This window comes from Labrenzia sp. VG12 (genome assembly GCF_002237595.1).
Classification (GTDB): domain Bacteria; phylum Pseudomonadota; class Alphaproteobacteria; order Rhizobiales; family Stappiaceae; genus Roseibium.
In genome coordinates, this window is record NZ_CP022529.1 from 5,573,290 (window position 1) to 5,600,064 (window position 26,775).

Genomic DNA, 26,775 nt, shown 5'->3' on the forward strand with positions numbered 1-26,775 from the left:
CCCTCTGCTTGCAGACAGGATCCTTGGGTTATCCGCCGCCCTTATAAGGGGCCATACCGGCGCGCGCCAGCTCATCTGCGCGTTCATTGTCCGGATGGCCTGCATGGCCCTTGACCCAGTGCCAGGTGACGTCGTGGCGTTCCCTCGCTGCGTCAAGGGCTTGCCACAGGTCAGCGTTTTTAACAGGTTTGTTCTGCGAGGTGCGCCAGTTCTTCCGTTTCCAGCCCGCGAGCCACTCGCGAATGCCGCTGCGCACATAGGTGCTGTCCGTGTAGAGGTCGATCGCACAGGGGCGCTTGAGCGCGTTGAGTGCCTCGATCGCGGCAGTCAGTTCCATGCGGTTGTTCGTGGTTTCCGCTTCGCCGCCCTGGAGTTCCTTTTCATGCGCACCAAAGCGCAGGATGACGCCCCAGCCGCCCGGTCCCGGATTGCCGGAACAGGCGCCGTCTGTATAGATCGTGACGCGGTTGTCGTCGCTCATCGGGCCAATCCGTAGGCTTCTGCCGACAGGACGCTCTGGTGAAAGCGCAGCTTCTTGACGTATTCCATGGGGTCTTTCGGAGTTACCAGTGCACCTTCCGGCACGCTCAGCCAGTCGTAAAGCCGGGTCAGCAGGAAGCGCAGCGCCGCCCCGCGGCACAGGGTCGGCAATGCGTCATATTCAGCAGGTGTGAGCGGCCGCACGGCGCTGTAGCCCTTCAGCAGGGCCTTGGCCTTGGTGACATTGAAGGACAGGTCCTGTTCGAAACACCAGGCGTTCAGGCAGATCGCAACGTCATAGGCAAAGGCATCATTGCAGGCGAAATAGAAATCGATCAGGCCGGACAGCTCGTTGCCGAGGAAAAAGACGTTGTCCGGAAAAAGATCGGCGTGAATGACACCGGCGGGCAGCTCGCCCGGCCAGACCTTCTCCAGATGATCGAGTTCCTGTCCGATCTCTGCGCCAAGGCCGTCAAGCACCGTGTCACTGCGCGCACCGCACTGGTCGAACAGCGGTCGCCAGCCACTGACATCAAGCGCATTCCTGCGGAAGCCATCATAGTCCGAACCGTCAATATGGAGTTCAGCCATGGCCTTGCCGAGTTCGGCGCAATGGTCGGCGCGCGGACGTTTGACCCACATGCCTTCCAGAAAGGTTACGAGGGCGGCGGGACGGCCTGCCAGCGTGCCAAGCAGGTCGCCAGAGCGCGAGGCCACCGGTGTCGGGCATGACAGGCCCTTGCCGGCCAGGTGTTGCAGGAGATTGAGAAAATAGGGCAGATCGTCCGGATTTACGCGCTTTTCATAAAGCGTCAGGATGAACGAGGCCTTGTCCGTGTGAACGAGAAAGTTGCTGTTCTCGACGCCTTCGGCAATGCCCTTGAAAGACAACAGCCGGCCAACATCATAACCGCCGATGAAGTCGTTGAGTTCCTCATCGGTCACTTCGGTATAAACAGCCATGGCGTTATCCGTTGGCCGCCCTGGTGGAAACGGTCACGTCTCGCAGCTCCCGCGGCAGGTTGAAGGCAATCGTCTCTTCGGCGGTGCGTACCGTCTCGACCGTGACGTCAAAACGTTCCGCAAACGCGCCGATGATTTCCTCTACCAGAGTCTCGGGCGCAGATGCACCTGCTGTCAGGCCGAGGGAGCTGATTCCTTCGAAATCCTGCCACGAAATGTCGCTTGCGCGCTGGATCAGAGCCGACGTTTTGCACCCGGCCCGCTCAGCGACTTCCCGCAGCCGCTGGGAATTGGAGGAATTCGGGGCACCGACCACGATCATCGCATCGACGCCCGGGGCCACCGCCTTGACCGCTTCCTGGCGGTTTGTGGTGGCGTAGCAGATGTCTTCCTTATGCGGCGCGACGATCTCCGGAAAGCGTTCCTGGAGGGCGGCGACGATACCGGCGGTGTCGTCCACCGAGAGGGTGGTCTGGGTAATGTAGGCCAGCGGCCGGTCAGATCTGGGTGTGAACGATCTTGCGTCGTCCTCGGTTTCGATCAAGGTGACAGTTCCCTCGGGCAGTTGCCCCATCGTGCCGATGACTTCGGGATGCCCGGCGTGGCCGATCAGCAGCACTTCTCGGTCCCGACGGAAGTGGATCTCGGCCTCCTTGTGGACCTTGGAGACGAGCGGGCAGGTCGCGTCCAGGAAAAACATGTTGCGGGCTTCCGCGTCCGCCGGGACGGATTTTGGCACGCCATGGGCCGAGAAGATCACCGGACGGCTGGCATCTTCAGCCGGAATTTCTTCCAGCTCTTCGACAAAGATGGCACCTTTCGCTTTCAGGCCGTCGACCACGAACTTGTTGTGCACGATCTCGTGGCGCACATAGACGGGACGGCCGTATTTTTCCAGTGCAAGTTCAACAATCTGGATCGCCCGATCAACACCGGCACAGAATCCGCGCGGAGCGCAGAGCCGGATGGTCAGGGCGGGATGGTCTTGTCTTGTCTCGGTCATGGATGCTTTCGACATTCGTTCTTGACGCTATAAGGGCAGGCAGGCTGCTTCTGTCAAGGGAGGCGCGGCGAACTGCGCACCAATTCAGCCACATTCGGCTGGTTCAAGGTTTGCATTGAACAAGTCTCGCCAAGCAATTCGGCAGCTGCTATGAAGCTCCGCCGTAATGTGTGCATGAATATGGATAGACGATGAGCAGTGCGATTCCCGCCGTCACCGGCAGAAACCTGAAGGCAATTGCGACCGTGGGCCTTTTGACGGCGGCACTGGCGGGATGCGGCGGTGCCGACGGCATTGCCGGCAAGGTCATCTCAGGTGGCCAGGAACCCATCGAGATTTCGCCGGAAACCTTCGCACCTCCTGTCCCTTGTCCTCCGTTACAGCTGAAATCGAACACGTTCCTGATCAAGAAACATGTGCGCGGCAAGGACAATGATCCTCAGGGCCTGCTTTACCAGGCAACGATCGTGGACTGGGCCAATACCTGTACGCAGGAGCCGGACGGGTCCAGACGGGTGAAGATCGGCCTTTCCGGGGACGTGACGACCGGTCCTGCCTGGAAAGGCGGTGAAGTTGTTCTGCCGATCCGAGTTGCGATCGTGCCGGGTGGGAGTGACGCCAAGCCTCTGTCCTCGGAGCTGCTCAAGGTGCCGGTCACGCTCGGGGCCGGGGCGCCGAGCGAGACATGGACACTGATTGAAAACAAGTTCGTCGTGCCGGCGGGAGCCAGCGTGAAGATCGTGTTCGGTTTCGACGAAGGCCGCCGTCGCTAAGGGCGGTGTTTTGCCGGACTTGAACAGGCCGTCTTGACAAAACGACTTGTCGGACATGTCGCATATTGACAAGAGCATGTCCGGCTCTCACAATCGCGTCCCAGTCGGGGTCGTCCCCCGATTGGCGTGGCAACATGCTTGCGCATGTGCGGGAGAGGCCGGGTGAAAGGATACCGGCGCCGAAGGAGCAACCGCCCCGGAAACTCTCAGGCAGAAGGACCGCACAGGCCAAAACGCTCTGGAAAGCAGTGCTCCGCACAGTCGTTTCGCGGACTGCTCACCGAAGGAGTAACCGGATGGCGTAACGCGCCTGAAGGGAAATCTCTCAGGTACTCGGACAGAGGGGGTGCAGACAGATATGGGTCTTTTTGAAGGCCGGTCTGGGACTGCGCAACCCCGAACACGAGGACCGTTCATGGCGGAACCCGTTGCAGAGACAGATCTGAAACAAACGCCTCTTCACGACCTTCATGTCGAGCTTGGCGCCCGCATGGTGCCGTTCGCCGGTTATGCCATGCCAGTGCAGTACAAGGCCGGCATCATGGCCGAGCACCAGCAGACGCGCTCCAGGGCGGGCCTGTTCGACGTGTCCCACATGGGACAGGCGATCCTGGTGGGACCGGATCACGAGACCACCGCGCGTGCGCTCGAGGCAATGACCCCTTCAAACTTTGTGGAACTCGGCCTTGGACGCCAGCGCTACACCGTTTTGCTGAATTCCGAAGGCGGCATCATCGACGACCTGATGGTGACCCGTTCCGTTTCCGAGGAAGATGACGGGCGCCTGATGCTGGTCGTCAATGCATCGCGCAAGGATGTCGATTACGCCCACTTCCGGCAGAACCTGCCTGAAAACGTGCGCCTGGAAGTGGTTGAAGACCGCGCCCTGATCGCCGTTCAGGGACCGGAAGCCGTGGCCGCAGTTGCCGCACATGCGCCGAAGGCGGCCGACCTGGCCTTCATGTCCGCGTCTTCCATGGAATTTGACGGCATCGACTGCCACGTTGCCCGTGCCGGCTACACCGGTGAGGACGGTGTCGAAATGTCCGTTCCTGCCGGTGCTGCAGAGGCAATCGCCCGGGCGCTGCTCGCTGATGAGCGGGTCGAGCCGATCGGCCTCGGTGCCCGCGACAGTCTGCGCCTTGAGGCAGGCCTTTGCCTTTACGGCCACGACATTGACGAGACGACGTCGCCGGTGGAAGGCGCGATCACGTTCTGCATGCAGAAGCGTCGCCGCGAAGAAGGCGGATTTCCTGGAGCAGACCGGATCCAGCGTGAACTTGCCGACGGACCGGGCCGCGTTCGTGTGGGACTTCGTCTCGACGGCAAGGCGCCTGCCCGGGAAGGGGCTGAAATTGCCCTTCCCGATGGACCTGTGATCGGCACCGTGACATCAGGTGGATTTGCACCGACCGTCGGTGCCCCGATCGCGATGGGATACGTACCAGCAGAACATGCTGCAGCCGGTACCACGCTGGAGCTGGTCGTGCGTGGCCGCCGTCTGCCGGCGACCGTTGCCGACATGCCTTTCGTGCCGAACCGCTATTACCGCAAACCAAAAGCTTGAGTCTTTCCAGAAAACGGACGTGAAACACATGACAACTTACTATTCCAAGGACCACGAGTGGATTTCCGTTGACGGCGATGTCGCGACCATCGGCATCACTGCATACGCTCAGGAGCAGCTTGGCGACGTCGTTTACGTTGAACTGCCGGAAGCCGGCAAATCCCTGTCGCAGGGCGATGAAGCGGCTGTGGTTGAATCGGTCAAGGCTGCCAGTGAAGTCTATGCGCCGATCGACGGTGAGGTGGTCGAGGCAAATGACGCACTGACGGACGAGCCGGCCAAGGTCAACGAAGATCCTGAAGGGGCTGCCTGGTTCCTGAAGATGAAGGTTGGCAATTCGGGTCAGCTCTCCGAACTGTTGGACGAAGCCGCCTACAAGGCCTACGTGGAGACGCTTTAATCCATGGCGGGGCATTACTACACGGCACAGATCGAGTGGGCGGTTGACGGCGATTATGCCGGCAATGCCTATTCGCGTGGTCATATCTGGCGTTTCGACGGCGGGCTGGAAGTTCCCGCCAGCTCGTCTCCCACCGTGGTGCCCCTGCCGCACTCCATTGAAGCCGCCGTCGATCCGGAAGAAGCTTTTGTGGCAGCGATTTCCTCCTGCCACATGATGTCTTTCCTGGATCTCGCCCGGCGGGCGAACTTCGTTGTTTCCAGCTACCGCGACAATGCCTATGGCGAGTTGAGCCGCGTCGCCCGCGGCAAGATGGCCATCACGAAAGTGGTGCTGAGACCCGAAGTCACGCTCGTTGCAAGCGAGGAACCGGACCCGACCTGGCTGACCGACCTGCACGAAAAGGCACATGAAGTCTGCTTCATCGCCAATTCGGTGAATTGCGAGATCAAGATAGAGCCCGAACCGCTCCGTCTGGTCGCGCCGTAACGAAACGGAGCAGTAGGACTGCGGGATTTTCCATGTCACCCCGGACGAAGCGAAGCGGAGATCCGGGGCCTGCTCGCTCCTCAAACGGCCGCAGCGATTTTCGCACAGAACCGCGAAACGCTGTCCGGCCCGGATCAAATGAACCGCTCAGCGAACGAGTGGGTCCCGGTTCGGCTCTGTGCCTGGCCAGGAAGACACCGGTGATATCCGGTCTCGTTTGCAAAGCATCTCAAACCCATGGGAGCTGCCTGATGCGCTACCTGCCTTTGAATGATACCGACCGCAGCGACATGCTCGCGCGGATCGGCGTCAACTCGATCGATGACCTGTTTGCGGACATTCCGGAAAATGTCCGCATGAAGGAACTGCTGGACCTGCCGAAACGGGCCAGCGAAATGGAAGTGGAGCGCAAGCTCTCGGCCATGGCCGCGAAAAACACCTCGGCCGGCTCCGTGCCGTTCTTCGTCGGCGCCGGCGCCTACAAGCACCACGTGCCGGCCACCGTGGATCACCTGATCCAGCGCTCCGAGTTCCTGACGTCCTATACGCCGTACCAGCCGGAAATCACGCAGGGCACGCTTCAGTACCTGTTCGAGTTCCAGACCCAGGTTGCGCGCCTGACCGCCATGGATGTTGCCAACGCCTCCATGTATGACGGCTCCACCGGTACCGGCGAAGCCGTGCTGATGGCGCACAGGGTCACCAAGCGCAACAAGGCGGTACTTTCCGGCGGGCTGCATCCGCAGTACCGGGAAGTGGTGGAAGGCCTGTCCCACATGGCCGGCGACCGGGTTGTCAGCCTGCCGGCCGATCCGAACGGCACCGAGGACATCCTGTCCCAGATCGACGACGAGACCTCCTGTGTCGTGGTTCAGTCGCCGTCCTTCTATGGCCAGATGATCGATCTGAAGCCGATCGCCGAAAAGGCCCATCAGCACAAGGCGCTGTTGATTGCCGTCTTTACCGAAGTGGTGTCCCTCGGCCTGATCGAGCCTCCGGGAACGCAGGGCGCGGACATCGTGGTCGGCGAAGGCCAGTCCATCGGCAACGGCCTCAATTTCGGCGGACCATACGTCGGCCTCTTCGCGACCCGCCAGAAATATGTCCGCCAGATGCCGGGCCGTCTCTGCGGCGAGACCGTCGATGCGGAAGGCAAGCGCGGTTACGTGCTGACACTCTCGACCCGCGAGCAGCACATCCGCCGCGACAAGGCGACGTCCAACATCTGCACCAACTCGGGCCTCTGCTGTCTGGCCTTTACCATTCACATGTCGCTGCTGGGGCAGGCGGGCCTGACGAAGCTGGCGCGCATCAACCACGGCAATGCGGTCAAGCTGAAAAAGCTCTTGGCCGGCGTTCCGGGTGTCGAGGTGCTGAACAAGACGTATTTCAACGAGTTCACCATTTCGCTGCCGAAGGCGGCAGAGGGTGTCGTTGAACAGCTCGCTGCGCGCGGCATTCTGGCAGGTTTGCCGGTCTCGCGTCTGGAACCAGGCAACAAGGATCTGGAAAACCTGCTGGTCGTTGCCTCGACCGAAGTCAACACCGATGAAGACCGCGCGGCCTTTGCGGGCGCGCTGAAGGAGGTGCTGGCATGAGTGAGGTACTCACACGACAGCAAGCGTTCAGCGCAATGTTTCAGTTTTTAACTGATCACCATCAGCAAACAGGTTCAGAAGAAGTCGCCGCACTTCTTGGATCTTGTGCACTTTTGTCGGACGGCCAAACCGCAGATCCGGCAATTTGGCAGGATTGGAGCGTTGCTTGCGACAGAGCGCTCGGTGGTAATGTCAAAATGAGCCTTGAACTTCGAAACGGTGGGATTTCAAAATGAGCATGAACACGCAAGGCCGCCCGACCGCTGCGGGCGACGCGGGCGACAGCTTCCGCCCGAAGACGTTCACTGGCAACCGCGGTCTCGACATGGAAGAGCCGCTGATCTTTGAAGTCGGCTCGCTGGAAACCACCGGTGTGGATCTCGACGAGGACGAAAGCGCGGAGTTTGAACTCGGCGGTTTTGAACGCAAGGGCGAAATCGGTCTGCCGGGCCTCGCAGAGCCCGAAGCCATGCGCCATTACGTGCGCCTGTCGCGGAACAACTATGCAATCGACAGCGGGCTTTATCCGCTCGGTTCCTGCACCATGAAGCACAATCCGCGGCTCAACGAGAAGATGGCCCGCCTGGCCGGCTTCGGCGACATCCATCCGCTCCAGCCGGTTTCGTCCGTCCCGGGCGCGCTGGAACTGATCGACGAGCTGGCCCACTGGCTGATGGTCTCCACCCACATGGCCGCCGTGGCCATGAGCCCGAAAGCCGGTGCCCATGGTGAACTTTGCGGCATGATGGCCATCAAGGCAGCGCATACGGCCGCCGGCCGCAGCCCGGAAATCGTGCTGGTGCCTGAAAGCGCTCACGGCACCAACCCGGCAACGGCTGCACTGCTCGGTTACAAGGTGGTCAACATCGATGCCAAGGACGACGGCACCGTCGATCTTGAGGCGCTGAAAAGCACCATTGCGGCGCATGAAGGCAACATCGCCGGCATCATGCTGACCAACCCGAACACCTGCGGGCTGTTCGAGCGCGAGGTCAAGCAGATCGCCGACCTGATCCACGCGGCAGACGCCTATTTCTACTGCGACGGTGCCAACTTCAACGCCATCGTCGGCAAGGCACGCCCGGGCGATCTTGGCGTCGATGCCATGCATATCAACCTGCACAAGACCTTCTCGACGCCCCATGGCGGCGGCGGCCCGGGTTCCGGCCCGGTGGTTCTGTCCGAACGTCTGGCACCTTTCGCACCGCTGCCGTTCATCCGCCGGACCAATGACGGCCTCGAGCTGGTCGAGACCGAGGAAGCGACATCGGAGGCTGAGCAGCCCTTTGGCCGCATGACCGCGTTCCACGGTCAGATGGGCATGTATGTCCGGGCCCTGTCCTACATGATGAGCCACGGGTCCGATGGTCTGAAACAGGCCTCCGAGGACGCGGTGCTGAACGCCAACTATGTGCGTGTCGGCCTGCAGGACCTGATGAGCCTGCCCTTCGGCGAGCGCCCCTGCATGCATGAGGTTCTGTTTGATGACAGTTTCCTCAAGGACACCGGCGTGACCACGCTCGACTTCGCCAAGGCGATGATCGACGAGGGCTATCACCCGATGACCATGTATTTCCCGCTGGTGGTGCATGGCGCGATGCTGATCGAACCGACGGAGTCGGAAAGCCGGGCTGCGCTCGATCTTTTCGTCGCCACCATGCGCGATCTGGTCATGAGCGCCAAGCGGGGCGAAACCCAGCGCTTTTCCGGGGCACCTTATCTGGCCCCGCGCTGCCGTCTCGACGAGACCGGCGCCGCCCGCAAGCCGGTGCTCAGCTGGAGCGAGCCGGAGCCGGCGGAAGTCACCCCGGCGGCAGCCGAATAAGCGGTTTCTGCGATTGATCACCAAGATTGAAAACCCCGGCTTTGGCCGGGGTTTTTGTTTGTTTATTCGATTTCCTGGTCCCTTCCATCGTCATCCCAGCTCGCGCTTCGCTTGGCCGGGACGACGAACCGAAAGCAGGAAATTGGAAATCTATATTGACAATATAATTGTCATTATGACATAAAACTTGTCGAAAGAGGTGCCCCTTGAACAAATCTGTCGAGCTATACGAAATCATTCGCCTGATCCGGCCGGTGCATCGGCGCCTGGCGCGGGCGGTGGAAGCCAAACTGGACGGAACAGGCGTCACAGTCGGCATGCGCGCCGTGATGGAGGTGCTGGAGGAGGCTGGGCCCATGTCCGTGCCCGATACCGGCCGCGCGTTGTTCCTGGCGCGTCAGCAGATCCAGCTGATGATGAATGCGCTGGAGGAGCAGACGCTGGTGGAGCGCAAACCGAATCCGGCCCACAAACGCTCGCCGCTCTTTGCATTGACGGAAAAAGGGCGGGGCGCGTTCGGGGAGATCCGGGCAAAGGAAAATGACGAGATCGACGCGGTCTGCGAACTCTTTTCCGAGACGGATCTGACCTCTGCCCAGAAAGTGCTTTGCGGGATGCTCGACCATTTTGCCGCGTTCGAGGACGACCCGGACCGGCCCCAATCCCTGGAATAATGCTTTGACGGGAGACGTGTCATGACCGGCTTTTGGATCGTAATCGGACTGTGTGTTGTGGCCCTGGTGGCCTATGTCATTCTCTCTCTCAGAAAGCTGTCGGTGCCGACAACGGGGGCTGTGATCGACGGAGCGATGCGCCCGGAAACGGCGCTGGTGGTGATTGATGTCCAGGAGGATTTCACCCGCAACACCGGCAAGCGGGCGTTCGATCCTAAGAAACGCGATGCGGCGCTTGAGGCCATCTCCGAGGAGATCGCACTGAGCCGGAAGTCGGGGCATCAGATCGCCTTCGTCAGCAATGTCTTTCGCGATTGGCCGGTGATCCTGGCAATGAAACTGGTTGGCGGCGGTGTCGGAACGCCGGGTCGCGAAGGCCTGAAGCTGGATCGCACGCTGGATGTTCGCGGCGCGCCGGAGTTTGAAAAGTCGATTGGCGACACTTTCAGCAATCCCGATTTCGAGGCCTGGCTAGCTGAAAAACGTGTCAGCCGGTTGATCCTGGTCGGTCTGGACACCTGTTACTGCGTGCAGCTGACCGCCAGGGGCGCACTCGCCCGAGGCTATCAGGTTGAAATTCGCGAACCGGCCACCTTGACCGGGACACCGGACAAATGGCCGCCGCTCAAGGCCGAACTCGGAGACGCAGGCGTGGCATTCGCCTGACCTGGCACGTGGCCAGGGAACGCCGCCGGTGGTCGCGTTATCCGTTAACAGGCCATCGCAGTGCTTTCGCGCCGCTCATGAAGGTCCAGCAGGTGCGACATCCAGCTGTTTTTCTTGCGCAAGAAACCCCGGAGCAGGTCCGGGTATTCGCCGGACACCGCATTGCGCACGGACGGGCGCTGAGAAAGCTGATGACGCCAGGCCGAGACCTTGTCGAGCCTCTCAAGGATATCGAGGGCCAGGAAGCTCTCGAACACGTCGAAATAGCGGAATACCGGTGCAAATGCGGCATCCACGAGCGAGAAGGCTGACCCGGCAAAGAACGGTCCGCCGGGCGCAATGACGTCCTCAAGGTGCCGGAACTTTTGCGTCAAGGCGGCTGATGCTGCGGCAAAGCCGGTGTCGTCCTGCGCGCTGTAAAGAGCGCCGATCCCGTTCAGCGTCTGGGAGGCGAATTCAACATAGGCCCGGTGCCGCGCCCGCTCGAGCGGTTCATCCGGATGCAGTTTCGGCGCTGTCGTCTCGTCCAGATACTCAACAATCGGAGCGGATTCAAACAGGTATCGGTCGCCTGTCTTGAGCAGGGGGACCTTGCCGAGCGGTGAAGCGGTTCTGAACCAGTCCGGCTTGTTGGCAAGGTCAATCATGATGCGCTCGAACGGGATTTCCTTCTCGGCAAGAACGATGGCGGCGCGCTGAACATAGGGGCAGAGCGTGTGGCTGATCAGGGTGAGGGATGTCGTCATTGAGGATCTCCATTTTCATGCATGTGCATTCAAATAAATGCAAATGCATGAAAGATCAAGATTGATGCAGTTGCATAAAGTTTATATGTCTCGGACATGATGACAAAAAGCGATCCATCGCCAGCCCCGGTCGATGCCTGGGCGCGGCTTCAACGGGCCAGCAGCAAGGTGCTTGAGCGGGTGGAAGGCCGGCTGAAGGCCGAGGGTTTTCCGCCGCTCGGCTGGTATGACATTCTGCTGGAATTGCGCCGCGCCGAAGGGCAGGCCTTGCGTCCGGTGGACATCGAGAAACGGATCCTCCTGGCGCAGTACAATGTCTCCCGGCTGATCGATCGGCTGGTGACGGCCGGCTATGTCGAAAAGCGCAAGAGCCCCGAGGACGGCCGGGGTGTCATGATCTGTCTGCTGCCGGCGGGCGAAACGCTGGTGGCCACGATGTGGCCGAAGTATCGGGACGCGGTCGAAGCGGAGTTCGCTGGTCTTCTCGACAAGGGCGATGCAGAGACCCTCTGGAAGATCCTGGGCAAGCTGTTGCCCTGAGAGACCTGCCTGCAGAGTGTGAACACACTGTTTCCGGCAAGGGAGCGCAAGGCAGCCTATATATGCGCGGCAAGAGCAGCTTGGAGCGGGAACGATATGCAGGACAGGACCGATCTCGACCAACGGAACGGATTGCCGGACGAGTGGCTGTTCCTGTTGAGAGACCACCCGCGCGCGGACTGGTCCGGTCACCGGAATCTCGGTCCGCTCACGGAGTTCTGGCTGGCGCGCCACAACGGGTTCCGTCAATTGGGCCAATCGCTGGAACAGTTGCTGTCGGACTTTCGGGAAGACCAAATCGAAGCGGACCGGTTCGGCGGCCTGTTTGCGCCGCGGCTGCAGCAATTCCTGTCTGAACTGCATCACCATCACATGATCGAGGATCATCACTATTTCCCGGTCTTCATGGCGGCGGAAAAGCGGCTTGTGGCCGGCTTCGAATTGCTCGCGGGCGATCATGAGCTGATCCATCACCGCATCGAAACCGTGGTCAAAAGCGCCAACACCCTGTTCGGGCAGATGGGAACGTGCGACCGTGACGCCATCCGCCGTGCGGCAGACGGTTTTGCAGGTGTCAGCGACACCTTGATCAGCGGCCTGATGCGCCATCTCGACGACGAGGAAGACCTGATCGTGCCCCTGATCCTCGACCGGGGCGAGCGGGAGCTGGGACTTTCATAGGCTAGACGCCGGTCAATGCAGCCTGCAAACGAGCACCTGTCGGACCCTTCCCTCCGTGTCACCCCGGACAAGCGCAGCGCAGATCCGGGGCCTACTCGCAAGCCCTCTTGCTGAAGTGATAAAGCTTCGGAGGCGAGCCTCCGCAGAACAGGTATTCTCAGGAAATGAGTAGGCCCCGGGTCTCGCTTCGCTCGCCCGGGGTGACATCGGAGGTCTTTGAAAACTCTGGATCCTCATTGGCTTTGCCATGAGGCATTCCTGTCACACCCGACGAGACGACGGTGATCCCCAAACCAAACAGGCTTGACTCTTTCCCGTTCGTCGCGCACATAAGCTGGCATGACCAAGATGAGCGCATCCTTCGTGTATTTTTATTACGTCACCGACATACCGGCGGCTGCGTAGGATCTTGTTCACCCGATAGAAACCTCAAAAGCCGCCGCGTCAGGCGGCTTTTTGGTTTCCAACCCCAAGCTTCCTGGCGGGGGAAAACCCAGGAAGCAGACCATGACCAAACATATGATCGAAGCCGGCAAGCCGGCGACCAAACTCCGATCCGAAGCGCTTGCCGTGCTTCTGGAGCGTGGCCTTGTGCATCAGTGCACGGATATCGAAGCGCTCGACGAAACGCTTTCCAAAGGGCCTATCACCGCCTATGCCGGGTTCGATGCCACGGCCGCCAGCCTTCATGTCGGCCATCTGATGCCGCTGATGACCATGCGTTGGCTGCAGAAGCTGGGCCACAAGCCGATCATCGTCCTGGGCGGCGGCACCAGCCAGATCGGCGACCCGAGTTTCCGCAACGATGCGCGGCCGCTTCTGGAAGAACGCCAGATCGCGGCCAACATCGCCACCATCCGCCGCTCGGTAGAGCGCCTGGTGGATATGGAAGGTGAGGACGGGGCACTTCTGGTCGACAACGCGGAGTGGCTGAATGAGTTCCGCTTCCTGGAATTCCTCCGCGACTATGGCTCCCAGTTCACCGTCAACCGCATGATGACCTTCGATAGCGTGAAGTCACGCCTCGAAGCGCAGATGCCGCTAACCGTTCTGGAGTTCTGCTACATGATGCTGCAGGCTGTCGATTTCCTGGAACTCGCCAAACGGCACAAGTGTTCCCTTCAGGTTGGCGGGTCCGACCAGTGGGGCAACATCGTCAATGGTGTGGAACTCGGCCGCCGGGATGGCCGCAAGCTGCATGGCCTCACCGTACCGCTGCTGACCACGGCGAGCGGCGCCAAGATGGGCAAGACCGCCGCCGGTGCCGTCTGGCTGCATCCCGAACACCTGTCGCCCTTCGGCTTCTGGCAATTCTGGCGCAACACGGCCGATGCGGATGTCGCCAAGTTCCTGCGCCTCTTCACCGAACTGCCGATGAGCGAGATCGATCGTCTGGCGGCATTGGAAGGGGCAGAACTGAATGAGGCCAAGAAGATCCTGGCAACCCAGGTGACCGCGATTGTCCATGGTCCGGAGGAAGCCCGCGCCGCCCTGCAGCAGGGGGATGCGCTGTTCTCCGGCGAAGGCGATATTCTGGAACCGACGCATACCTTGCCGCTGACACGCCTTGCCGAGGGCCTCGGCCTTCTGGAACTGGTGGTGGCCGTCGGTTTTGCCGCCTCCAACGGCGAAGCGCGGCGTCTGGTGGAAGGCGGCGGTGTCCGTCTCAACCATGCCATCGTCGACGACCCGCGCCGCCGCATCGCCACGGGCGATCTTCAGGCCGATGACCGCCTGTCGGTATCGGTCGGCCGTCGCCGCAAGGCCCTGATCGGGTTTGAGTAAACCGATCAGCTCTCAGCAACACGCTCGGCCGGTTCCAGCCAGCCATCATAGCCAAAGACCTTCCCGATGAGCGGGAAGGTCACTTCCACAGTAAATCGATAGCGGCCCTCCCGCACCCGTTCGCGGCCGATGGCGATGGGGGCAAGAGCCAGCCATAAGGGGATTGGCCCGAGAAACACCTTTTCAGGTGCCAGGTCGATCCCCTCCGGTGAGGCGGTGACGCGCATCTTGAATGTAAAGGGGCCCAGCCGTTCCACCATGCAAGGGTACTTTTCCTGCGTACCGGCGATCATGTCCGTTTGAAACGGCTGGCCGTCAAAGCGGCGTGTCCAGCGTTCGCCGCCATCAATCGGCGCGAACGTGGTTTCAACGGCAACATCCTTACGAGCCTCCGGCAACCTTGCCAGCCGACAGATGAGACCGCCTATTATGGATTGGCCGCGCGTCACGTCTGCGGTTCCCCGCGCCACGCGGGCAAAGCTGTGCATCTCCCGGATTTTCAGAGGAATTTGCTCGAAATCGTCGCCAAGGATGGATTGGTAGAGTGTGCGGGGCATGATTTTGTGTCGTCCGGTCGTATTCCTGAAGCAGTTCGCTCGCGTGTTAGCTTCCGCAAATCAGCGCGAGTGCTCGCGGAAGCTAACACGCGGGTTTTGCCCAAGTCATGCCTTGCAATGAGAAGGCGGGCCGGAGCCGGGTGGCTTGCCCGGCTCCGGCCTCTCGATCCGCTCAGCCTGCCGTTTCTAGCAGCTGCCTGCGATACTCTTCCGCCGGCACGCCGCCGATCCCCCAGTTGTCCAGGTCGACCTCGTCGATCACCACGAACGTGGTCGACGGGTTCTTGTCGAGCACCTCGACCAGAAGGTCGGTGGCGCCCTTGATGAGCCTTTTTTTCTGCTCCGCGGTCACTCCTTCACGGGTCACCTGAATGTTCACGTATGGCATCTCAGGCTGCTCCTTCTTCTCTCGGTTTGATCTGGAAAATCTTGGCCATGATCTTCCAGCGCCCGTCCTCGCGCACGAAGGTCAGGAAGTCGGTGAAGTCATTGTTGCCGATCGAACAGCGGACACGGGCAAAAGCCGTGTTGTCACCGGCGAGCTGGATCTCGTCGATCGCATCCCGGCGTGCTTCGCCCCTGGAGGCCGGAGATTGCCGCTTGGCTACCACCGGCACGTATTCCGCCATGGTCCGGTGGAGGAGGGGCGTCTGGTCGGCGGTCGCATAGACCGCCTTTGGATGAAACACCTTCTCCAGAAGCACCGTGTCGCAGTGGTAGAGGGCGTCGAAATAGTCGCCAATGACCGACTGTATATCTGTCAGAACGTTGCTCATGCGGCCAGGCCTTCTTCTTCCAGCGTCTTGCGCGTAGCCGGGCGGGTCGCGATCCGCTCCAGATAGGCTTTGGTGCCCGGCCAGGCGTCCAGCGACACGCCGATGAAGTTGCTCCAGTTCAGGATCACGAAGGCATAGGCGTCCGCCACGGAAAACGTGTCACCCAGCAGGTAGTCGCCACCCTTGTTCAAAAGCGCATCGAACTGGCCAAGCTTGGCGTCGAGCTTCTTCCGGTTTTCCCTGGCCTGATCTTCCGAAAAGGTCTTTCCCGAGAAATAGGGGCTGAAACCCTTGTGCAACTCGGACGACAGGAAGCTGAGCAGTTCCAGGGTCCGGAAGCGGTCGAGCGGCCTGCCGGTGCTGTCGGACGAGAGCTCCGGGTGTTGCTCGCCGAGCCAGTGCAGGATGGCGACGTTTTCAGTCAGGACATCCCCGGAGGCGAACTCAAGCGCGGGCACATATCCGCGGGGATTGGTGTCGGCATAAGCCGCTCCGGTCTCGGTCAGGCCGGCATCCGTGTCGACCTTTTCCAGGCTGTAGCTGGCGCCGGCCTCGTTCAGAAGCAGATGCGCGGCCATCGAACAGGCACCGGGTTTGTAAAAGAGTTTCATCGCTAGGCTCCATCGTTTGCGTCGATGGCCAGAAGGTGTTCCTTCAAGTCACCATTGACAAGTAGGTTTCTGATGGTAACTATGTTTTTCAAGTTACCCGGGAGAAACCTGATGACCGGAGCGAAATCGGGGAAAGGCGCAAGGAACTTGTATCCTTTCGCCACAGGAGCTGTGGTTCGCTTGGACAAATGGGTGATGCCTTGTTTTGGTCCGTGACAGCGCCGCCAATCACGGGGTCACCCCGGGCGAGCAAAGCGAGACCCGGGGCCCACTTGTTGCCAGAGCGTTTGCCCTTTGGTGACGTGGCCCGGAGCCTTAACCTGCTTCGGCAAGAGGCCATGCGAGTAGGCCCCGGATCTGCGCTGCGCTTGTCCGGGGTGACACCAAGAGCAGGACGTGACAGCTTCTGTGAGAGACGACAGATGCCAAGACGCCGAAAACCCGAGCCAATGCGAGACATCGAAAAAGAGCCAGAGACATGCCACTGAAAATGCGCAAGAACCGAAGCCCGAAACCGCCGGAGCCCTGCCTTTTAACCGAGTGCATGCAGGTGATTGCCGGTGCCTGGGCACCGAATGTCATCTGGAGCCTGCGGGCCGGTCCCCGCCGTTTCAACGAGCTGAAAACCGATATCCCTCCCGTCTCCTCCAAGGTGCTGTCCGCGCGCCTGTCCGAACTGGAAGAACGCGGCGTTCTCATCCGCCATGTCCGTCCGACGTCGCCACCATCGGTCGAATATGAACTGACGGAACTGGGTGAGGAGCTGATCCCGGCCCTTGAAGCGATTGTTGCCGTGGGCCACAAATTGAAACAGCGGCGCGGCTACCAGATGGATGTCGAGGCCGCCGAATAGGTCTGATCGCCGGGGAGAGCAAGGTGACAAAGACATTTGTTCTGGTGCATGGCGTCTGGCACGGGGGCTGGTGCTGGTCGCGGCTGGCCGATCAGCTGCGCACGCGTGGACACCGGGTCACGGCGCCGACCCAGACCGGTCTTGGCGAACGCGCGCATCTCCTGACCGCGGATATCACCATCGAAACCTTCGTGGAGGATATTGTCCGCCACCTGGACTGCGAAGACCTGAAGGACGTGATCCTGGTCGGTCACAGTTTCGGCGGCATTCCGATCACCGGCGTCGCGGACCGTGTGCCGGAACGGATTGGAAAGCTGGTCTATCTGGACGCCATCATGCTTTCGAGCGGGGAAACCTGGTTCGATCTGCTGCCGGAAGACATGGCGGCGGACCGCCGGGCGCTTGCGGAAAGTTCCAGTGGCGGCCTCAGCCTGCCGCCGGCACCGCCTGAAAGTTTCGGCGTGACCCGGCCAGAAGATGCCGCCTTCCTGGCGCCGCGTCTGACCCCGCATCCATTCCGGACCTTCACCACCGCGCTGGATCTCAGGAACCCGGTCGGTAATGGCTTGCCTGCCCATTACATCCAGTGCACCGATCCGCCTTATCGACCGGCCAGGGTCGCTCTGGAACGGGCCATCGGCTTCGGCTGGCCCGTCTCCCAGATTGCCACGGGGCACGACGCCATGGTGACGGAACCGGAGGCCCTGGCGGATTTGCTGGAAGAGATTGCCTAACAGGCTGCCTGCTCGAAGAACCCAACGGGGCGGCTCCTTTCGGAACCGCCCCGCAGACTGCCATAGCAAGATCGGGTAACGCTGGCAGCCTTTAGAAGAACCCGAGCTTGTTCGGGTTGTAGCTGACCAGCATGTTCTTGGTCTGCTGGTAATGGTCGAGCATCATCTTGTGGGTCTCGCGGCCGATGCCGGACTGCTTGTAACCGCCAAAGGCCGCATGGGCCGGATAGGCGTGATAATTGTTGACCCAGACACGACCGGCCTCGATGGCGCGACCGAAGCGGTAGCAGCGGTTGGCATCCCGCGACCAGACCCCGGCGCCAAGGCCGTACATGGTGTCGTTGGCGATGGCGAGAGCTTCCTCTTCCGTCTTGAACGTCGTGACGGACACCACCGGACCGAAGATTTCCTCCTGGAACACCCGCATCTTGTTGTGGCCTTTCAGGATGGTCGGCTGGATGTAGAAGCCGCCATCAAGATCGCCGTCAAACTTGGCTTCGGCACCACCGCAGAGCACTTCGGCACCTTCCTCGACCCCTATGGTGAGATAGGACAGGATCTTGTCCTGCTGTTCGCGGCTGGCCTGGGCCCCGACCATGGTGTCGAGAGCCCGCGGGTCGCCCTGCTTGATCGCTTTCACACGGGCAATCGCCCGCTCGATGAAGGCTTCATAGATGTCTTCCTGGATGAGCGCACGGCTCGGGCAGGTGCAGACTTCCCCCTGGTTGAAGGCGAACAGGACAAAGCCCTCGATGGCCTTGTCGAGAAAGGCATCGTCCTCGCGCATGACGTCGGAGAAGAAGATGTTCGGTGACTTGCCGCCGAGTTCCAGCGTCACCGGGATCAGGTTTTCCGTCGCATACTGCATGATCATCTTGCCGGTCTGGGTCGAGCCGGTGAAGGCGATCTTGGCGATGCGCGAGGATTTTGCCAGCGGTGCACCGACCTCGGCGCCGTAACCGTTGATGATGTTCAGGACGCCGGCGGGCAGGACATCAGCGATCAGCTCGGCCAGCACCATGATGGCGGCCGGGGTCTGTTCGGCCGGTTTCAGCACCACGCAGTTGCCGGCGGCAAGGGCGGGCGCCAGTTTCCAGGCGGCCATCAGGATCGAGAAGTTCCAGGGAATGATCTGGCCGACGACACCGAGCGGTTCGTGGAAGTGATAGGCAATGGTGTCTGCGTCGATTTCCGACATGGAACCTTCCTGGCTGCGCAGCACACCGGCAAAATAGCGGAAGTGGTCGGCTGACAGCGGAATATCCGCTGCCGTGGTCTCACGGATCGGCTTGCCGTTGTCCCAGGTCTCGGCCTTGGCCAGCAGATCGAGGTTCGCTTCGATGACGTCAGCGATTTTCAGAAGAACATTGGCGCGTTCGGCTGCCGGCACGCGGCCCCAGCTTTCCTTGGCCCCATGAGCGGCGTCCAGCGCCAGCTCCACATCCGCAGCGTCCGAGCGTGCGACGTCGCAGACGGTCTGGCCGGAGATCGGCGTGATGTTGGAAAAGTAGCGGCCGTTGACCGGCGCGACGAATTTGCCGCCGATGAAATTGTCGTAGCGGTCCTTGAACGGGGACGTCGTGTCGACCGCAATCCTGGGCATCTGGTTCATGAGATTTCCTCCTCTTGGCCCGGTCCTCCACCGGGAACGGGGAGAAGGTGCAGAGGAGAAGGCGCGCTGTCAGCAGTCGGGAAAAGGTTGCGGCATTCAAGTGTCTCAGCCCTGAGACAGGTCCGGTCCGTTATCGCCGATGCCCAGCCGTTTCATACGCCGGTAAAGGGTCGCCCGGCCGACGCCGAGCGCGCGGGCGGCTTCCGACACATTGCCCTTGGCCCGCGCCAGCGCCCTGACGACGGCAGTTCGTTCGGCCTTTTCGAACCCGGTCGGTCCGTCCTCGCGGCCAAGCAGATCGGAGGCGGGCAGGGGAATGATCGGGCCGGAGGCTCCAAGGCCGAAGGCCTTTCGGGCGCCCCGGGTCGCACCGACGATCAGATCGTCGGAATCGACCGCAAGCAGAATGGCGGCGTCGGTCGTGTCCTTGTCGGCAAAGACGATGCGGCTGTCCGAAAAGGCGGCGCGAAAGGTGTCGACCTCGATCTGGCGTGCTGTCTGCGCCACCATCGCCGCAATCAGCCGGTTGAAGGTTTCCGTCTGGTCGGCGCGCGCCGAGGAAACATCGAGAGCCCCGGCAATGTGGCCGTCTGGACCGTAGATCGGAGCGTCCATGCAGCTCATCGCGGCATTGCGCGCCAGAAAGTGCTCGTTCCGGTGAATGATGACGGTGCGTTCCTCGGCAATGCAGGTGCCGACGCCGTTGGTGCCGACCGAGGCTTCGCTCCAGTCCGTCCCCTGGGCCAGCCCCCAGTGCTCGAACACATCCGCGTCAGCGGCCGTGCTGCGCTGGTCTAGAACGACGCCATCCGCATCGGTCAGGAGAACGGTGCAGCCGGACTGACCGACCAGCCCGAACAGTTGGTCGAGCTTGGGCGCCGCGATCTGCAGGAAGGCGCCGGCCAGGTCGCGCCGTTCCCGAAGGGCGGGATCGGCCAGGCGCTCGGGCGCACGTTTCTCTCCGGGATGAAGGCCATGTTTGTCGATGGAGCGCCGCCAGGACGCAGCGATCCGCGACACGGCAGGCGCCGAACGGGACTGAACGGTTCGAAAGACGGTTTCGACGTGATCCTTCATGACTGCCAATGACCCCGGCTGTGCTTCTCTGAATGGTCGCGTCCAGCCCTTGGCCCGTTCCTCCCAAAACGTCCAAATGACAGCTTAGGATGAACCGGGGGGCGAGGGATGGCAAGGTGGTCTGCACAGGGAGTTTTGCGGAGTTGTCTCAATCCTGAGACAGGTTTGCAAAAAATCTTCGCGAGCAAGAGAAGAAAAACCCCGCCTCCTGTTCTGGGAGACGGGGTTGAAGTGAACTCGCGGGGAAAGCGAAGGTCGCCTCTCTTTGTAAAGCCTGCTTATGCCTGCAGGCGGGATCTGATTTCCTTGCGCAGCTCGTCGATCGGCGAGGTCTTGGCACCGTCCTTGGTGTGCCAGAACGTCCAGCCATTGCAGGCCTCCTGACCCTGGACCAGGGCGCCGACCTTGTGGATCGAGCCGGTATGGTCACCGGATTTCAGAGAACCGTCGGCACGCACCACGGCCAGATGCTTGCCCTTGGAACAGGTGAGCTCCGTGCCCGGTTCCAGCAGACCGCTTTCCAGGAGCGTGCCAAAGGGAATGCGCTTCTGGGCGCGTTTGCCCTGCTGCATTTCCAGGGATTCCGCATTGCCCGGCTCGATCACGTCGATGCGCTGGGTCGCCGCATCGATATAGTCCTGCTCGCGTTCCACACCGACAAAGTTCCGGCCAAGTTTCTTGGCAACGGCCCCGGTCGTGCCCGTGCCGAAGAACGGGTCCAGCACGACGTCGCCCGGTTTGGAAGAGGCCGTCAGCACCCGGTAAAGCAGGGCTTCCGGTTTCTGCGTCGGATGAACCTTCTGACCCTGCTTGTCCTTCAGCCGTTCGGCACCGGTGCACAGCGGCAGGTGCCAGTCGGAGCGCATCTGCAGATCTTCGTTGAAGACCTTCAGGGCGTCGTAGTTGAAGGTCGGCTTGGCGTCCTTGGACTTGGTCGCCCAGATCATGGTCTCGTGGGCATTGGTGAACCGTTTGCCGCGGAAATTCGGCATCGGGTTCGACTTCAGCCAGACGATGTCGTTCATGATCCAGAAGCCGAGATCCTGCAGGATCGCGCCGACACGGAAGATGTTGTGATAGGAGCCGATCACATAGAGCGAGCCATCGGGCTTCATCACCCGCCGGACGGCCAGAAGCCAGGCCCGGGTAAAGGCATCATAGGCCTCGAAGCTCTCGAACTGGTCCCAGTGGTCGTCACAGGCATCCACCTTCGACTGATCCGGCCGATGCAGGTCGCCGCCCAGCTGGAGATTGTAGGGCGGATCCGCAAAGACCAGGTCAACCGACCGGGACGGCAGCTTCTCAAGGGCGGCCACGCAGTCGCCCTTCAGGATCGTGTTCAGCCAGGAAGCACCAGCTTCCTCGGATTTGATTGGACGGGGTGCCGCGAAGGACACCCCGGTACGCAGTACACTCATTGCGACGCAATACCTCACGCAATTTCGAGTGTCATGGTTACCGGGTTTGGTAAATCAGCGGTTAAGCGGCCAAAACAAAAATTCTCATTGAATCAATGCTTTGTTTACAATCGTAAAAGCTGAATGAGAGGTTAATGGCCTGTCCCGACCGAAAACGCCAGAATTCTGCTGATTTCATTCATGGGACGACCGGAAGTTGTCTTCCAATCGTTAAAAGCGGCCTGAATCGCTGCCAGATTTTTTTTCGACATGCGATCGTTCTCAATGACATTTTCGCGGATCAGGGCGTTAACCACGTCGCCGGAGAGGATGAAACTCTCCTTGCCCATGAAGCGCAAGGCGATTTGCCCGGTGTTTCCTCCAAGACGGCTGCCTCGCTTCTTCAGCAGCTCCATCAGGCCCACCTGATCGTCGACCGGGTAAGTGGCGAAAAACCGCGCGGCGCTGCCATGTTCTGCCGCCAAGTCCTTCAGGAAAATTGCATTGTGCTGGACCGATTTGATCTTCGCGCCGTTGCGCACGATGCGGGTGTCTTTCAGAAGCGCCTCGAAAGCCTCGTCGGGAAGAAAGGCGAGGCGGGCAACATCAAATCCTTCGAAGGCGTCTTCGAAACCGGGCCATTTCTGCTCGATCACCTTCCAGCTGAAGCCGGCCTGAAACACGCATTTGGTGAACATGGCGAGCCAGCGGTCATCACCCACTGTCTCCAGTTCGGCGACGGGCCTGGGGGCGTTGTGTTCGTCCAGCAGGGCGCGAAGGGCGTCGGGCCCGCCCTTCTTGTCGGCGGCGAGGGCTTCGATCTCTTCAAAGGAACGCATGGCTCAACTCTCCAAATGAGTTCGTCATCCCGGACGCAGCGAAGCGAAGATCCGGGATCGGGGAACCCGGAGGTCTGCAACATCCAAACTGGTCCGTCGGCCCTCCGGTCCCGGCACGCGCTTTGCCTGGCCAGGATGACGACGGACAAGTCGAGTGAAACCTTATCGTTCTCCGACGTCCTTTGCCCGTTCAAATTTGCGCAGGGCAAGCGAAAGCGTGATCGTCATCATCAGGTAGATCAGGGCAACCACGTTATAGGTCTCGAAATAGCGGAACGAGCCGGCCGCATAGACCTTGCCGAGCTGGGTAATGTCGGCGACCCCAAGAACCGACACCAGCGAACTGTCCTTGATCAGCGCGATGAAATCATTGCCGAGCGGCGGCAGGATGGTCTTCAGCGCCTGTGGAAAGACGATCAGGCGGAAGCGGAGCCAGCGGTTCATGCCGAGTGCCTCGGCCGCCTCGATCTGGCCGGTGTCGACAGCCTGGATGCCGGCGCGGAAAACTTCGGCGATAAAGGCCGAATAACCGATCGTCAGGGCGAGGACGGCGCGCCAGAGCAGCGGGAAGTCACGGGTGCGCAATGTGCCAATCCCTAGCGGCTCCAGGAGCGCGTTGAGACCGGCCACCATCAGGGGTGTCGCGACGAAGGCGATATAAAGAAGCAGCACGATGATCGGCATGCCGCGCACGATCTCGATATAGAAACGCGCGCTTTGCCTGAGGATCAGCGAACCGGACAGCGACGCCAGCGCCAGGAGCAGCCCGATCAGGGAGGCCAGGAAGAAAGCCACGAGCGTGACGAAGATGGTCAGCCAGATGCCGCGCGAAACTGTCGCCATGACCTGGCTGTAGATCTCGTCGGTGGCGATCTGGATCAGCAGAAACACCGCAATGCCAACAGCAACCAGCAGCCAATAGGGAAAGTCCTGTTTCGGAGAGCCGGTCTGATTTTTGCTGTTGAACATGGGCGATCTTGTGGTTGGTGCGTCGGCGAAGAAATGAAAATGGCCGCTATCCGGGCCAAACCCCGGATAGCGGCCACGCTGATGAAAGTCCAGCCGTGCTCAGGCGCTTACTGGCCGACCTTGTAGTCGAAGAACCATTTCTGGTTCAGCGCATCCAGCGTACCGTCGGCGCGCATGGAGGCAATGGCCGCATTGAACGGCGCCACCAGGTCGGAGCCTTTCGGGAAGATGAAGCCGAAATCTTCAGAGCCCATCGGGTCGCCGATCAGCTTGAACGTGTCGGGATTGGCCGCAACGTAGCCCCGGCCACCGGTGCTGTCGGTGAGGACGAGGTCGACATCGCCGGCTTTCAGGGCCTGCACGGCCGCACCGAAGGTTTCGAACAGCTTGATGCGCGGATTGGCTTCATCGCCGTCCAGAACTTCGTAGACGGTGACGTAGAAAGGCGTCGTGCCCGGCTGGGCACCGGCCAGGAAGTCCGTGTTGGCGGCAAAACTCTTGGGATCTGAGAACCGGTCCTCGTCGGCGCGCACCAGCATGAACATCTCGGAACGCATATAGGGCTCGGAGAAATCGACCTTGTCGGCCCGGTCTTCACGGATCGTGATGCCGTTCATGGCAAGGTCATATTCGCCCGCGGAAACGGCGGGGATCATCGCATCCCAGCTGACATTCTCGTAGGTGATCTTGGCGTTGAGGCGCTTCGCGATCTCGGCAATTGCCTCATATTCCCAACCAACGGCATCGCCGGACTTCGGATCGACAAATTGCAGCGGCGGATAGGTGTTTTCCGAAGCAATCACGATTTCCTTGCCGCCGAGATCCGGAAGCGTTTCGGCGCCGGCCGCAGCGCTCAGGCCGATCACGCAGGAAAGGGCGGCCGCAAGGCCGAGAAGGGTCTTTTTCATGGGAGGCTCCTGGTCAAAATTCCCAAGGACCTTAACGGTTCCCTCTGCAATGGAAAAGACCGGCGTGAAGCCTGAGTGTTCGCCTGTTGCAGAAATTTTCTCTCTGCGAAAAAAAATTCAAAATCTGCTGATAGATCTATTGACCCGGAGGGAACTTGGCGGGACTGTGGGCGCATAACAACAATAAGGAGACATTTATGTCCAACAACACCAACCCGTTTCAACAGGCGGCGCGCCGTGTGCGTCTAGCGCCGTCACATCCGCTCGAAGTCTTTACCGATGCGGTGAAGGCGGTCGATCGGCTGATCGAGATCTTCGAAGCCAACACGGCGTTTCTGCGCGGCCATTTTCAGGACCTCCTGGAGGGCAAGGAACTGGAAGGCCGGTACCGCGCTTTTTACCCGCAGGTGCAGATCATCACCGACAGCCATGTGCGGCTCGACAGCCGACTGTCCTATGGTTTTGTATCCAAGCCCGGAACACATGCCTCGACGATCACGCGGCCGGACCTATTCCGCAACTATCTGATCACGCAGCTGTCGCTGCTGATGAACAACCATGACGTTCCGCTTCTGATCGGTGACAGCGACATGCCGATCCCGCTGCATTTTGCGTTCTATGACGGAACCCACGTGGAAGGCGGTGCTGCAGCGGCCAATCTCGACCGGCCGCTGGCGGACATGTTCGATCTGCCGGATCTGACCGTAATGGACGATTCCATTGCCAACGGCACCTATGAACCGGTGGACGGCGTGATGCCGCTGGCGTCCTTCACGGCACCGCGCGTCGACTATTCCCTGCACCGGCTGCAGCACTATACGGCAACGCGCGCCGAGCATTTCCAGAACTACGTGCTCTTCACCAACTACCAGTTCTATATCGACGAATTCTGCCGCATGTCACACGAGCTGCTGGCCGATCCGGACAGTGGTTACGAGGCATTCGTGTCGCCGGGCAATCTGGTGATCGAAGCCGGTCAGAGCGAACCTTGCAGCGGCGAGGAGCCGGCAAAGTTGCCGCAGATGCCGGCCTATCACCTGAAACGGGCCGATGGCAGCGGCATCACCATGGTCAATATCGGGGTTGGCCCGTCCAACGCGAAGACCATTACGGACCACATCGCCGTGCTCCGGCCGCATGTCTGGTTGATGCTCGGTCACTGCGCGGGTCTCAGGAACAGCCAGACGCTGGGTGACTACGTGCTTGCGCACGGATATGTGCGCGACGACAACGTTCTCAACCAGGACCTGCCGGTCTGGGTGCCGATCCCGCCGCTCGCCGAGGTACAGGTCGCCCTGGAAGATGCGGTTTCGGAAATCACCGGCATTGACGGTTATGAACTGAAACGTCTCATGCGCACCGGGACCGTGGTATCACTCGACAACCGCAACTGGGAACTCTGGGACCAGCCGGAGCTGGTCAAGCGCTTCTCCCAGTCCAGGGCGATTGCCCTCGACATGGAATCGGCAACGATCGCTGCCAACGGTTTCCGCTTCCGCGTCCCTTACGGCACGCTTCTGTGTATTTCCGACAAGCCGCTGCACGGTGAACTGAAACTCCCCGGCATGGCGACGGATTTCTACAAGCGCCAGGTGGCCCAGCATCTCCAGATCGGTATCAGGGCCATGGAAAAGATGCGCGACATGACAGCGGAACGGCTGCATTCCCGCAAACTGCGAAGCTTTGCGGAAACGGCGTTTCAGTAAGGCAGACAAAAAGCGCGGCCCGGGGCCGCGCTTTTTTTTACGTTTCGGAGGCGGAAATATTACTCGGCTTCGTCGGCCGGCGCGGCGTTCAGCATGCCGTAGCGCTCGACGCCGATCTTCTCCAGCAGCTCAAGCTGGGTTTCCAGGAAGTCGATGTGACCTTCCTCGTCCTTCAGCAGCTCTTCAAAGATCGCCATGGATACGTAATCGCCTTCTTCCCGGCAGACTTCACGGGATTTGGAGTAGGCCGTGCGGGCGTCGTATTCGCCAGCAAGATCCGATTCCAGCACTTCCTTGATGTTCTGACCGATGCGCAGCGGTGCAACCTTCTGCATGTTCGGGTGGCCTTCAAGGAAGATGATGCGGTCGGTGAGCTTGTCCGCGTGTTGCATTTCCTCGATGGATTCCTCGCGCTCCTTCTTGGCAAGGCGCGCATAGCCCCAGTCCGCCAGGAGACGGTAGTGCAGCCAGTACTGGTTGATCGCGCCGAGCTCCAGAAACAGAGCTTCGTTCAGGCAATCGATGACTTTTTGACTTCCCTTCATG

General features: G+C 60.7%; 30 protein-coding genes and 1 riboswitch. Of the genes, 15 read left to right on the forward strand and 15 right to left on the reverse strand.

The genetic code is table 11. The features are described 5' to 3' along the window. Positions 1-28: 28 nt before the first annotated feature. Genes rnhA through ispH form a run of 3 tightly spaced genes read right to left on the reverse strand, consistent with a single transcriptional unit; the run spans position 29 to position 2,446 of the window. Positions 29-481 (reverse strand): ribonuclease HI, encoded by a 453-nt coding sequence (rnhA, locus tag CHH27_RS25685; protein ID WP_094074128.1) that lies wholly within the window; start codon positions 479-481, stop codon positions 29-31. Further along, on the reverse strand, positions 478-1,443 hold the full coding sequence (gene thrB, locus CHH27_RS25690) for a homoserine kinase (protein ID WP_094074129.1): 966 nt from the start codon (positions 1,441-1,443) through the stop codon (positions 478-480). The genes rnhA and thrB overlap by 4 nt, the downstream gene beginning before the upstream one ends. A 4-nt stretch (positions 1,444-1,447) precedes the next feature. Beyond that, positions 1,448-2,446 carry a 4-hydroxy-3-methylbut-2-enyl diphosphate reductase gene (ispH, locus tag CHH27_RS25695; RefSeq protein WP_094075014.1) on the reverse strand — a complete coding sequence of 333 codons (999 nt, stop codon included), beginning with the start codon at positions 2,444-2,446 and terminating at the stop codon, positions 1,448-1,450. Positions 2,447-2,637: 191 nt separating this feature from the next. Here ispH and CHH27_RS25700 point away from each other — a divergent pair, with 191 nt between their 5' ends. The 9 genes from CHH27_RS25700 to CHH27_RS25740 all read left to right on the forward strand — a co-directional run bounded on the left by CHH27_RS25700 (position 2,638) and on the right by CHH27_RS25740 (position 10,438). Further along, on the forward strand, positions 2,638-3,219 hold the full coding sequence (locus CHH27_RS25700) for a hypothetical protein (RefSeq protein WP_094074130.1): 582 nt from the start codon (positions 2,638-2,640) through the stop codon (positions 3,217-3,219). Between the two features lie 139 nt (positions 3,220-3,358). Then, positions 3,359-3,451, forward strand: a riboswitch (glycine riboswitch). Between the two features lie 183 nt (positions 3,452-3,634). Then, positions 3,635-4,786, forward strand: a complete 1,152-nt coding sequence (gene gcvT, locus CHH27_RS25705) for a glycine cleavage system aminomethyltransferase GcvT (protein WP_094074131.1) — start codon at positions 3,635-3,637, stop codon at positions 4,784-4,786. Between the two features lie 28 nt (positions 4,787-4,814). After that, positions 4,815-5,186: a glycine cleavage system protein GcvH gene (gene gcvH, locus CHH27_RS25710; RefSeq protein WP_094074132.1), complete on the forward strand. Its 372-nt coding sequence runs from the start codon at positions 4,815-4,817 to the stop codon at positions 5,184-5,186. Between the two features lie 3 nt (positions 5,187-5,189). Next, a complete protein-coding gene (locus CHH27_RS25715) occupies positions 5,190-5,675 on the forward strand; it encodes an OsmC family protein (RefSeq protein WP_094074133.1) in 486 nt (161 codons plus the stop codon). Between the two features lie 251 nt (positions 5,676-5,926). Beyond that, positions 5,927-7,273 (forward strand): aminomethyl-transferring glycine dehydrogenase subunit GcvPA, encoded by a 1,347-nt coding sequence (gcvPA, locus tag CHH27_RS25720; protein WP_094074134.1) that lies wholly within the window; start codon positions 5,927-5,929, stop codon positions 7,271-7,273. After that, positions 7,270-7,509 carry a hypothetical protein gene (locus CHH27_RS25725; RefSeq protein ID WP_094074135.1) on the forward strand — a complete coding sequence of 80 codons (240 nt, stop codon included), beginning with the start codon at positions 7,270-7,272 and terminating at the stop codon, positions 7,507-7,509. The genes gcvPA and CHH27_RS25725 overlap by 4 nt, the downstream gene beginning before the upstream one ends. Further along, on the forward strand, positions 7,506-9,098 hold the full coding sequence (gene gcvPB, locus CHH27_RS25730; RefSeq protein WP_094074136.1) for an aminomethyl-transferring glycine dehydrogenase subunit GcvPB: 1,593 nt from the start codon (positions 7,506-7,508) through the stop codon (positions 9,096-9,098). Before CHH27_RS25725 ends, gcvPB begins: the two co-directional genes overlap by 4 nt. A gap of 206 nt (positions 9,099-9,304) precedes the next feature. After that, positions 9,305-9,772 carry a MarR family winged helix-turn-helix transcriptional regulator gene (locus CHH27_RS25735; protein ID WP_094074137.1) on the forward strand — a complete coding sequence of 156 codons (468 nt, stop codon included), beginning with the start codon at positions 9,305-9,307 and terminating at the stop codon, positions 9,770-9,772. A gap of 21 nt (positions 9,773-9,793) precedes the next feature. After that, positions 9,794-10,438: a cysteine hydrolase family protein gene (locus CHH27_RS25740; protein WP_094074138.1), complete on the forward strand. Its 645-nt coding sequence runs from the start codon at positions 9,794-9,796 to the stop codon at positions 10,436-10,438. A gap of 44 nt (positions 10,439-10,482) precedes the next feature. Here the strand turns inward: CHH27_RS25740 and CHH27_RS25745 are convergent, their stop codons facing one another. Beyond that, entirely contained in the window at positions 10,483-11,184 is a 702-nt protein-coding gene (locus tag CHH27_RS25745) for a glutathione S-transferase family protein (protein WP_094074139.1), read from the reverse strand. 96 nt (positions 11,185-11,280) lie between these two features. On the opposite strand from CHH27_RS25745, the gene CHH27_RS25750 reads away from it, so the two are divergent. The 3 genes from CHH27_RS25750 (at position 11,281) to tyrS (ending at position 14,190) form a co-directional block, all read left to right on the forward strand. After that, complete coding sequence (locus CHH27_RS25750) at positions 11,281-11,724, forward strand: MarR family winged helix-turn-helix transcriptional regulator (protein ID WP_094074140.1); 444 nt, start codon at positions 11,281-11,283, stop codon at positions 11,722-11,724. 96 nt (positions 11,725-11,820) lie between these two features. Further along, positions 11,821-12,405 (forward strand): hemerythrin domain-containing protein, encoded by a 585-nt coding sequence (locus tag CHH27_RS25755; protein ID WP_094074141.1) that lies wholly within the window; start codon positions 11,821-11,823, stop codon positions 12,403-12,405. 507 nt (positions 12,406-12,912) lie between these two features. Next, positions 12,913-14,190: a tyrosine--tRNA ligase gene (gene tyrS, locus CHH27_RS25760; protein WP_094074142.1), complete on the forward strand. Its 1,278-nt coding sequence runs from the start codon at positions 12,913-12,915 to the stop codon at positions 14,188-14,190. 5 nt (positions 14,191-14,195) lie between these two features. Here the strand turns inward: tyrS and CHH27_RS25765 are convergent, their stop codons facing one another. The 4 genes from CHH27_RS25765 to CHH27_RS25780 all read right to left on the reverse strand — a co-directional run bounded on the left by CHH27_RS25765 (position 14,196) and on the right by CHH27_RS25780 (position 16,134). Further along, on the reverse strand, positions 14,196-14,747 hold the full coding sequence (locus CHH27_RS25765) for a DUF4166 domain-containing protein (RefSeq protein ID WP_094074143.1): 552 nt from the start codon (positions 14,745-14,747) through the stop codon (positions 14,196-14,198). A 172-nt stretch (positions 14,748-14,919) separates the two neighbouring features. Then, on the reverse strand, positions 14,920-15,135 hold the full coding sequence (locus tag CHH27_RS25770) for a 4-oxalocrotonate tautomerase family protein (protein WP_094074144.1): 216 nt from the start codon (positions 15,133-15,135) through the stop codon (positions 14,920-14,922). A gap of 1 nt (position 15,136) precedes the next feature. Then, positions 15,137-15,523: a nuclear transport factor 2 family protein gene (locus tag CHH27_RS25775; protein WP_094074145.1), complete on the reverse strand. Its 387-nt coding sequence runs from the start codon at positions 15,521-15,523 to the stop codon at positions 15,137-15,139. Continuing rightward, positions 15,520-16,134 carry a glutathione binding-like protein gene (locus CHH27_RS25780; RefSeq protein ID WP_094074146.1) on the reverse strand — a complete coding sequence of 205 codons (615 nt, stop codon included), beginning with the start codon at positions 16,132-16,134 and terminating at the stop codon, positions 15,520-15,522. The genes CHH27_RS25775 and CHH27_RS25780 overlap by 4 nt, the downstream gene beginning before the upstream one ends. Before the next feature lie 478 nt (positions 16,135-16,612). On the opposite strand from CHH27_RS25780, the gene CHH27_RS25785 reads away from it, so the two are divergent. Together CHH27_RS25785 and CHH27_RS25790 are read left to right on the forward strand one after the other, a co-directional pair. After that, a complete protein-coding gene (locus CHH27_RS25785; RefSeq protein WP_094074147.1) occupies positions 16,613-16,987 on the forward strand; it encodes a helix-turn-helix domain-containing protein in 375 nt (124 codons plus the stop codon). A 23-nt stretch (positions 16,988-17,010) separates the two neighbouring features. Further along, on the forward strand, positions 17,011-17,721 hold the full coding sequence (locus CHH27_RS25790; RefSeq protein WP_198338299.1) for an alpha/beta fold hydrolase: 711 nt from the start codon (positions 17,011-17,013) through the stop codon (positions 17,719-17,721). 91 nt (positions 17,722-17,812) lie between these two features. Here the strand turns inward: CHH27_RS25790 and adh are convergent, their stop codons facing one another. The 6 genes from adh to CHH27_RS25820 all read right to left on the reverse strand — a co-directional run bounded on the left by adh (position 17,813) and on the right by CHH27_RS25820 (position 24,523). Then, entirely contained in the window at positions 17,813-19,333 is a 1,521-nt protein-coding gene (gene adh / locus CHH27_RS25795; protein WP_094074149.1) for an aldehyde dehydrogenase, read from the reverse strand. Between the two features lie 105 nt (positions 19,334-19,438). After that, a complete protein-coding gene (locus tag CHH27_RS25800) occupies positions 19,439-20,410 on the reverse strand; it encodes a GAF domain-containing protein (protein ID WP_198338300.1) in 972 nt (323 codons plus the stop codon). A 278-nt stretch (positions 20,411-20,688) separates the two neighbouring features. Further along, the gene (locus CHH27_RS25805; protein ID WP_094074150.1) at positions 20,689-21,828 is read right to left on the reverse strand and encodes a site-specific DNA-methyltransferase; all 1,140 of its coding nucleotides are present in this window, start codon (positions 21,826-21,828) and stop codon (positions 20,689-20,691) included. Positions 21,829-21,959: 131 nt separating this feature from the next. After that, on the reverse strand, positions 21,960-22,646 hold the full coding sequence (locus CHH27_RS25810; RefSeq protein WP_094074151.1) for a DNA-3-methyladenine glycosylase I: 687 nt from the start codon (positions 22,644-22,646) through the stop codon (positions 21,960-21,962). A gap of 162 nt (positions 22,647-22,808) precedes the next feature. After that, positions 22,809-23,615 carry an amino acid ABC transporter permease gene (locus CHH27_RS25815; protein ID WP_094074152.1) on the reverse strand — a complete coding sequence of 269 codons (807 nt, stop codon included), beginning with the start codon at positions 23,613-23,615 and terminating at the stop codon, positions 22,809-22,811. Positions 23,616-23,722: 107 nt separating this feature from the next. Then, positions 23,723-24,523, reverse strand: coding sequence for a transporter substrate-binding domain-containing protein (locus CHH27_RS25820; RefSeq protein WP_094074153.1), 801 nt, complete (start codon positions 24,521-24,523; stop codon positions 23,723-23,725). Between the two features lie 197 nt (positions 24,524-24,720). Here CHH27_RS25820 and CHH27_RS25825 point away from each other — a divergent pair, with 197 nt between their 5' ends. Then, positions 24,721-26,229: an AMP nucleosidase gene (locus tag CHH27_RS25825; RefSeq protein WP_094074154.1), complete on the forward strand. Its 1,509-nt coding sequence runs from the start codon at positions 24,721-24,723 to the stop codon at positions 26,227-26,229. A gap of 59 nt (positions 26,230-26,288) precedes the next feature. Here CHH27_RS25825 and bfr read toward each other — a convergent pair whose 3' ends face one another. After that, a complete protein-coding gene (gene bfr, locus CHH27_RS25830) occupies positions 26,289-26,774 on the reverse strand; it encodes a bacterioferritin (RefSeq protein ID WP_094074155.1) in 486 nt (161 codons plus the stop codon). Between the last annotated feature and the right edge of the window lies 1 nt (position 26,775).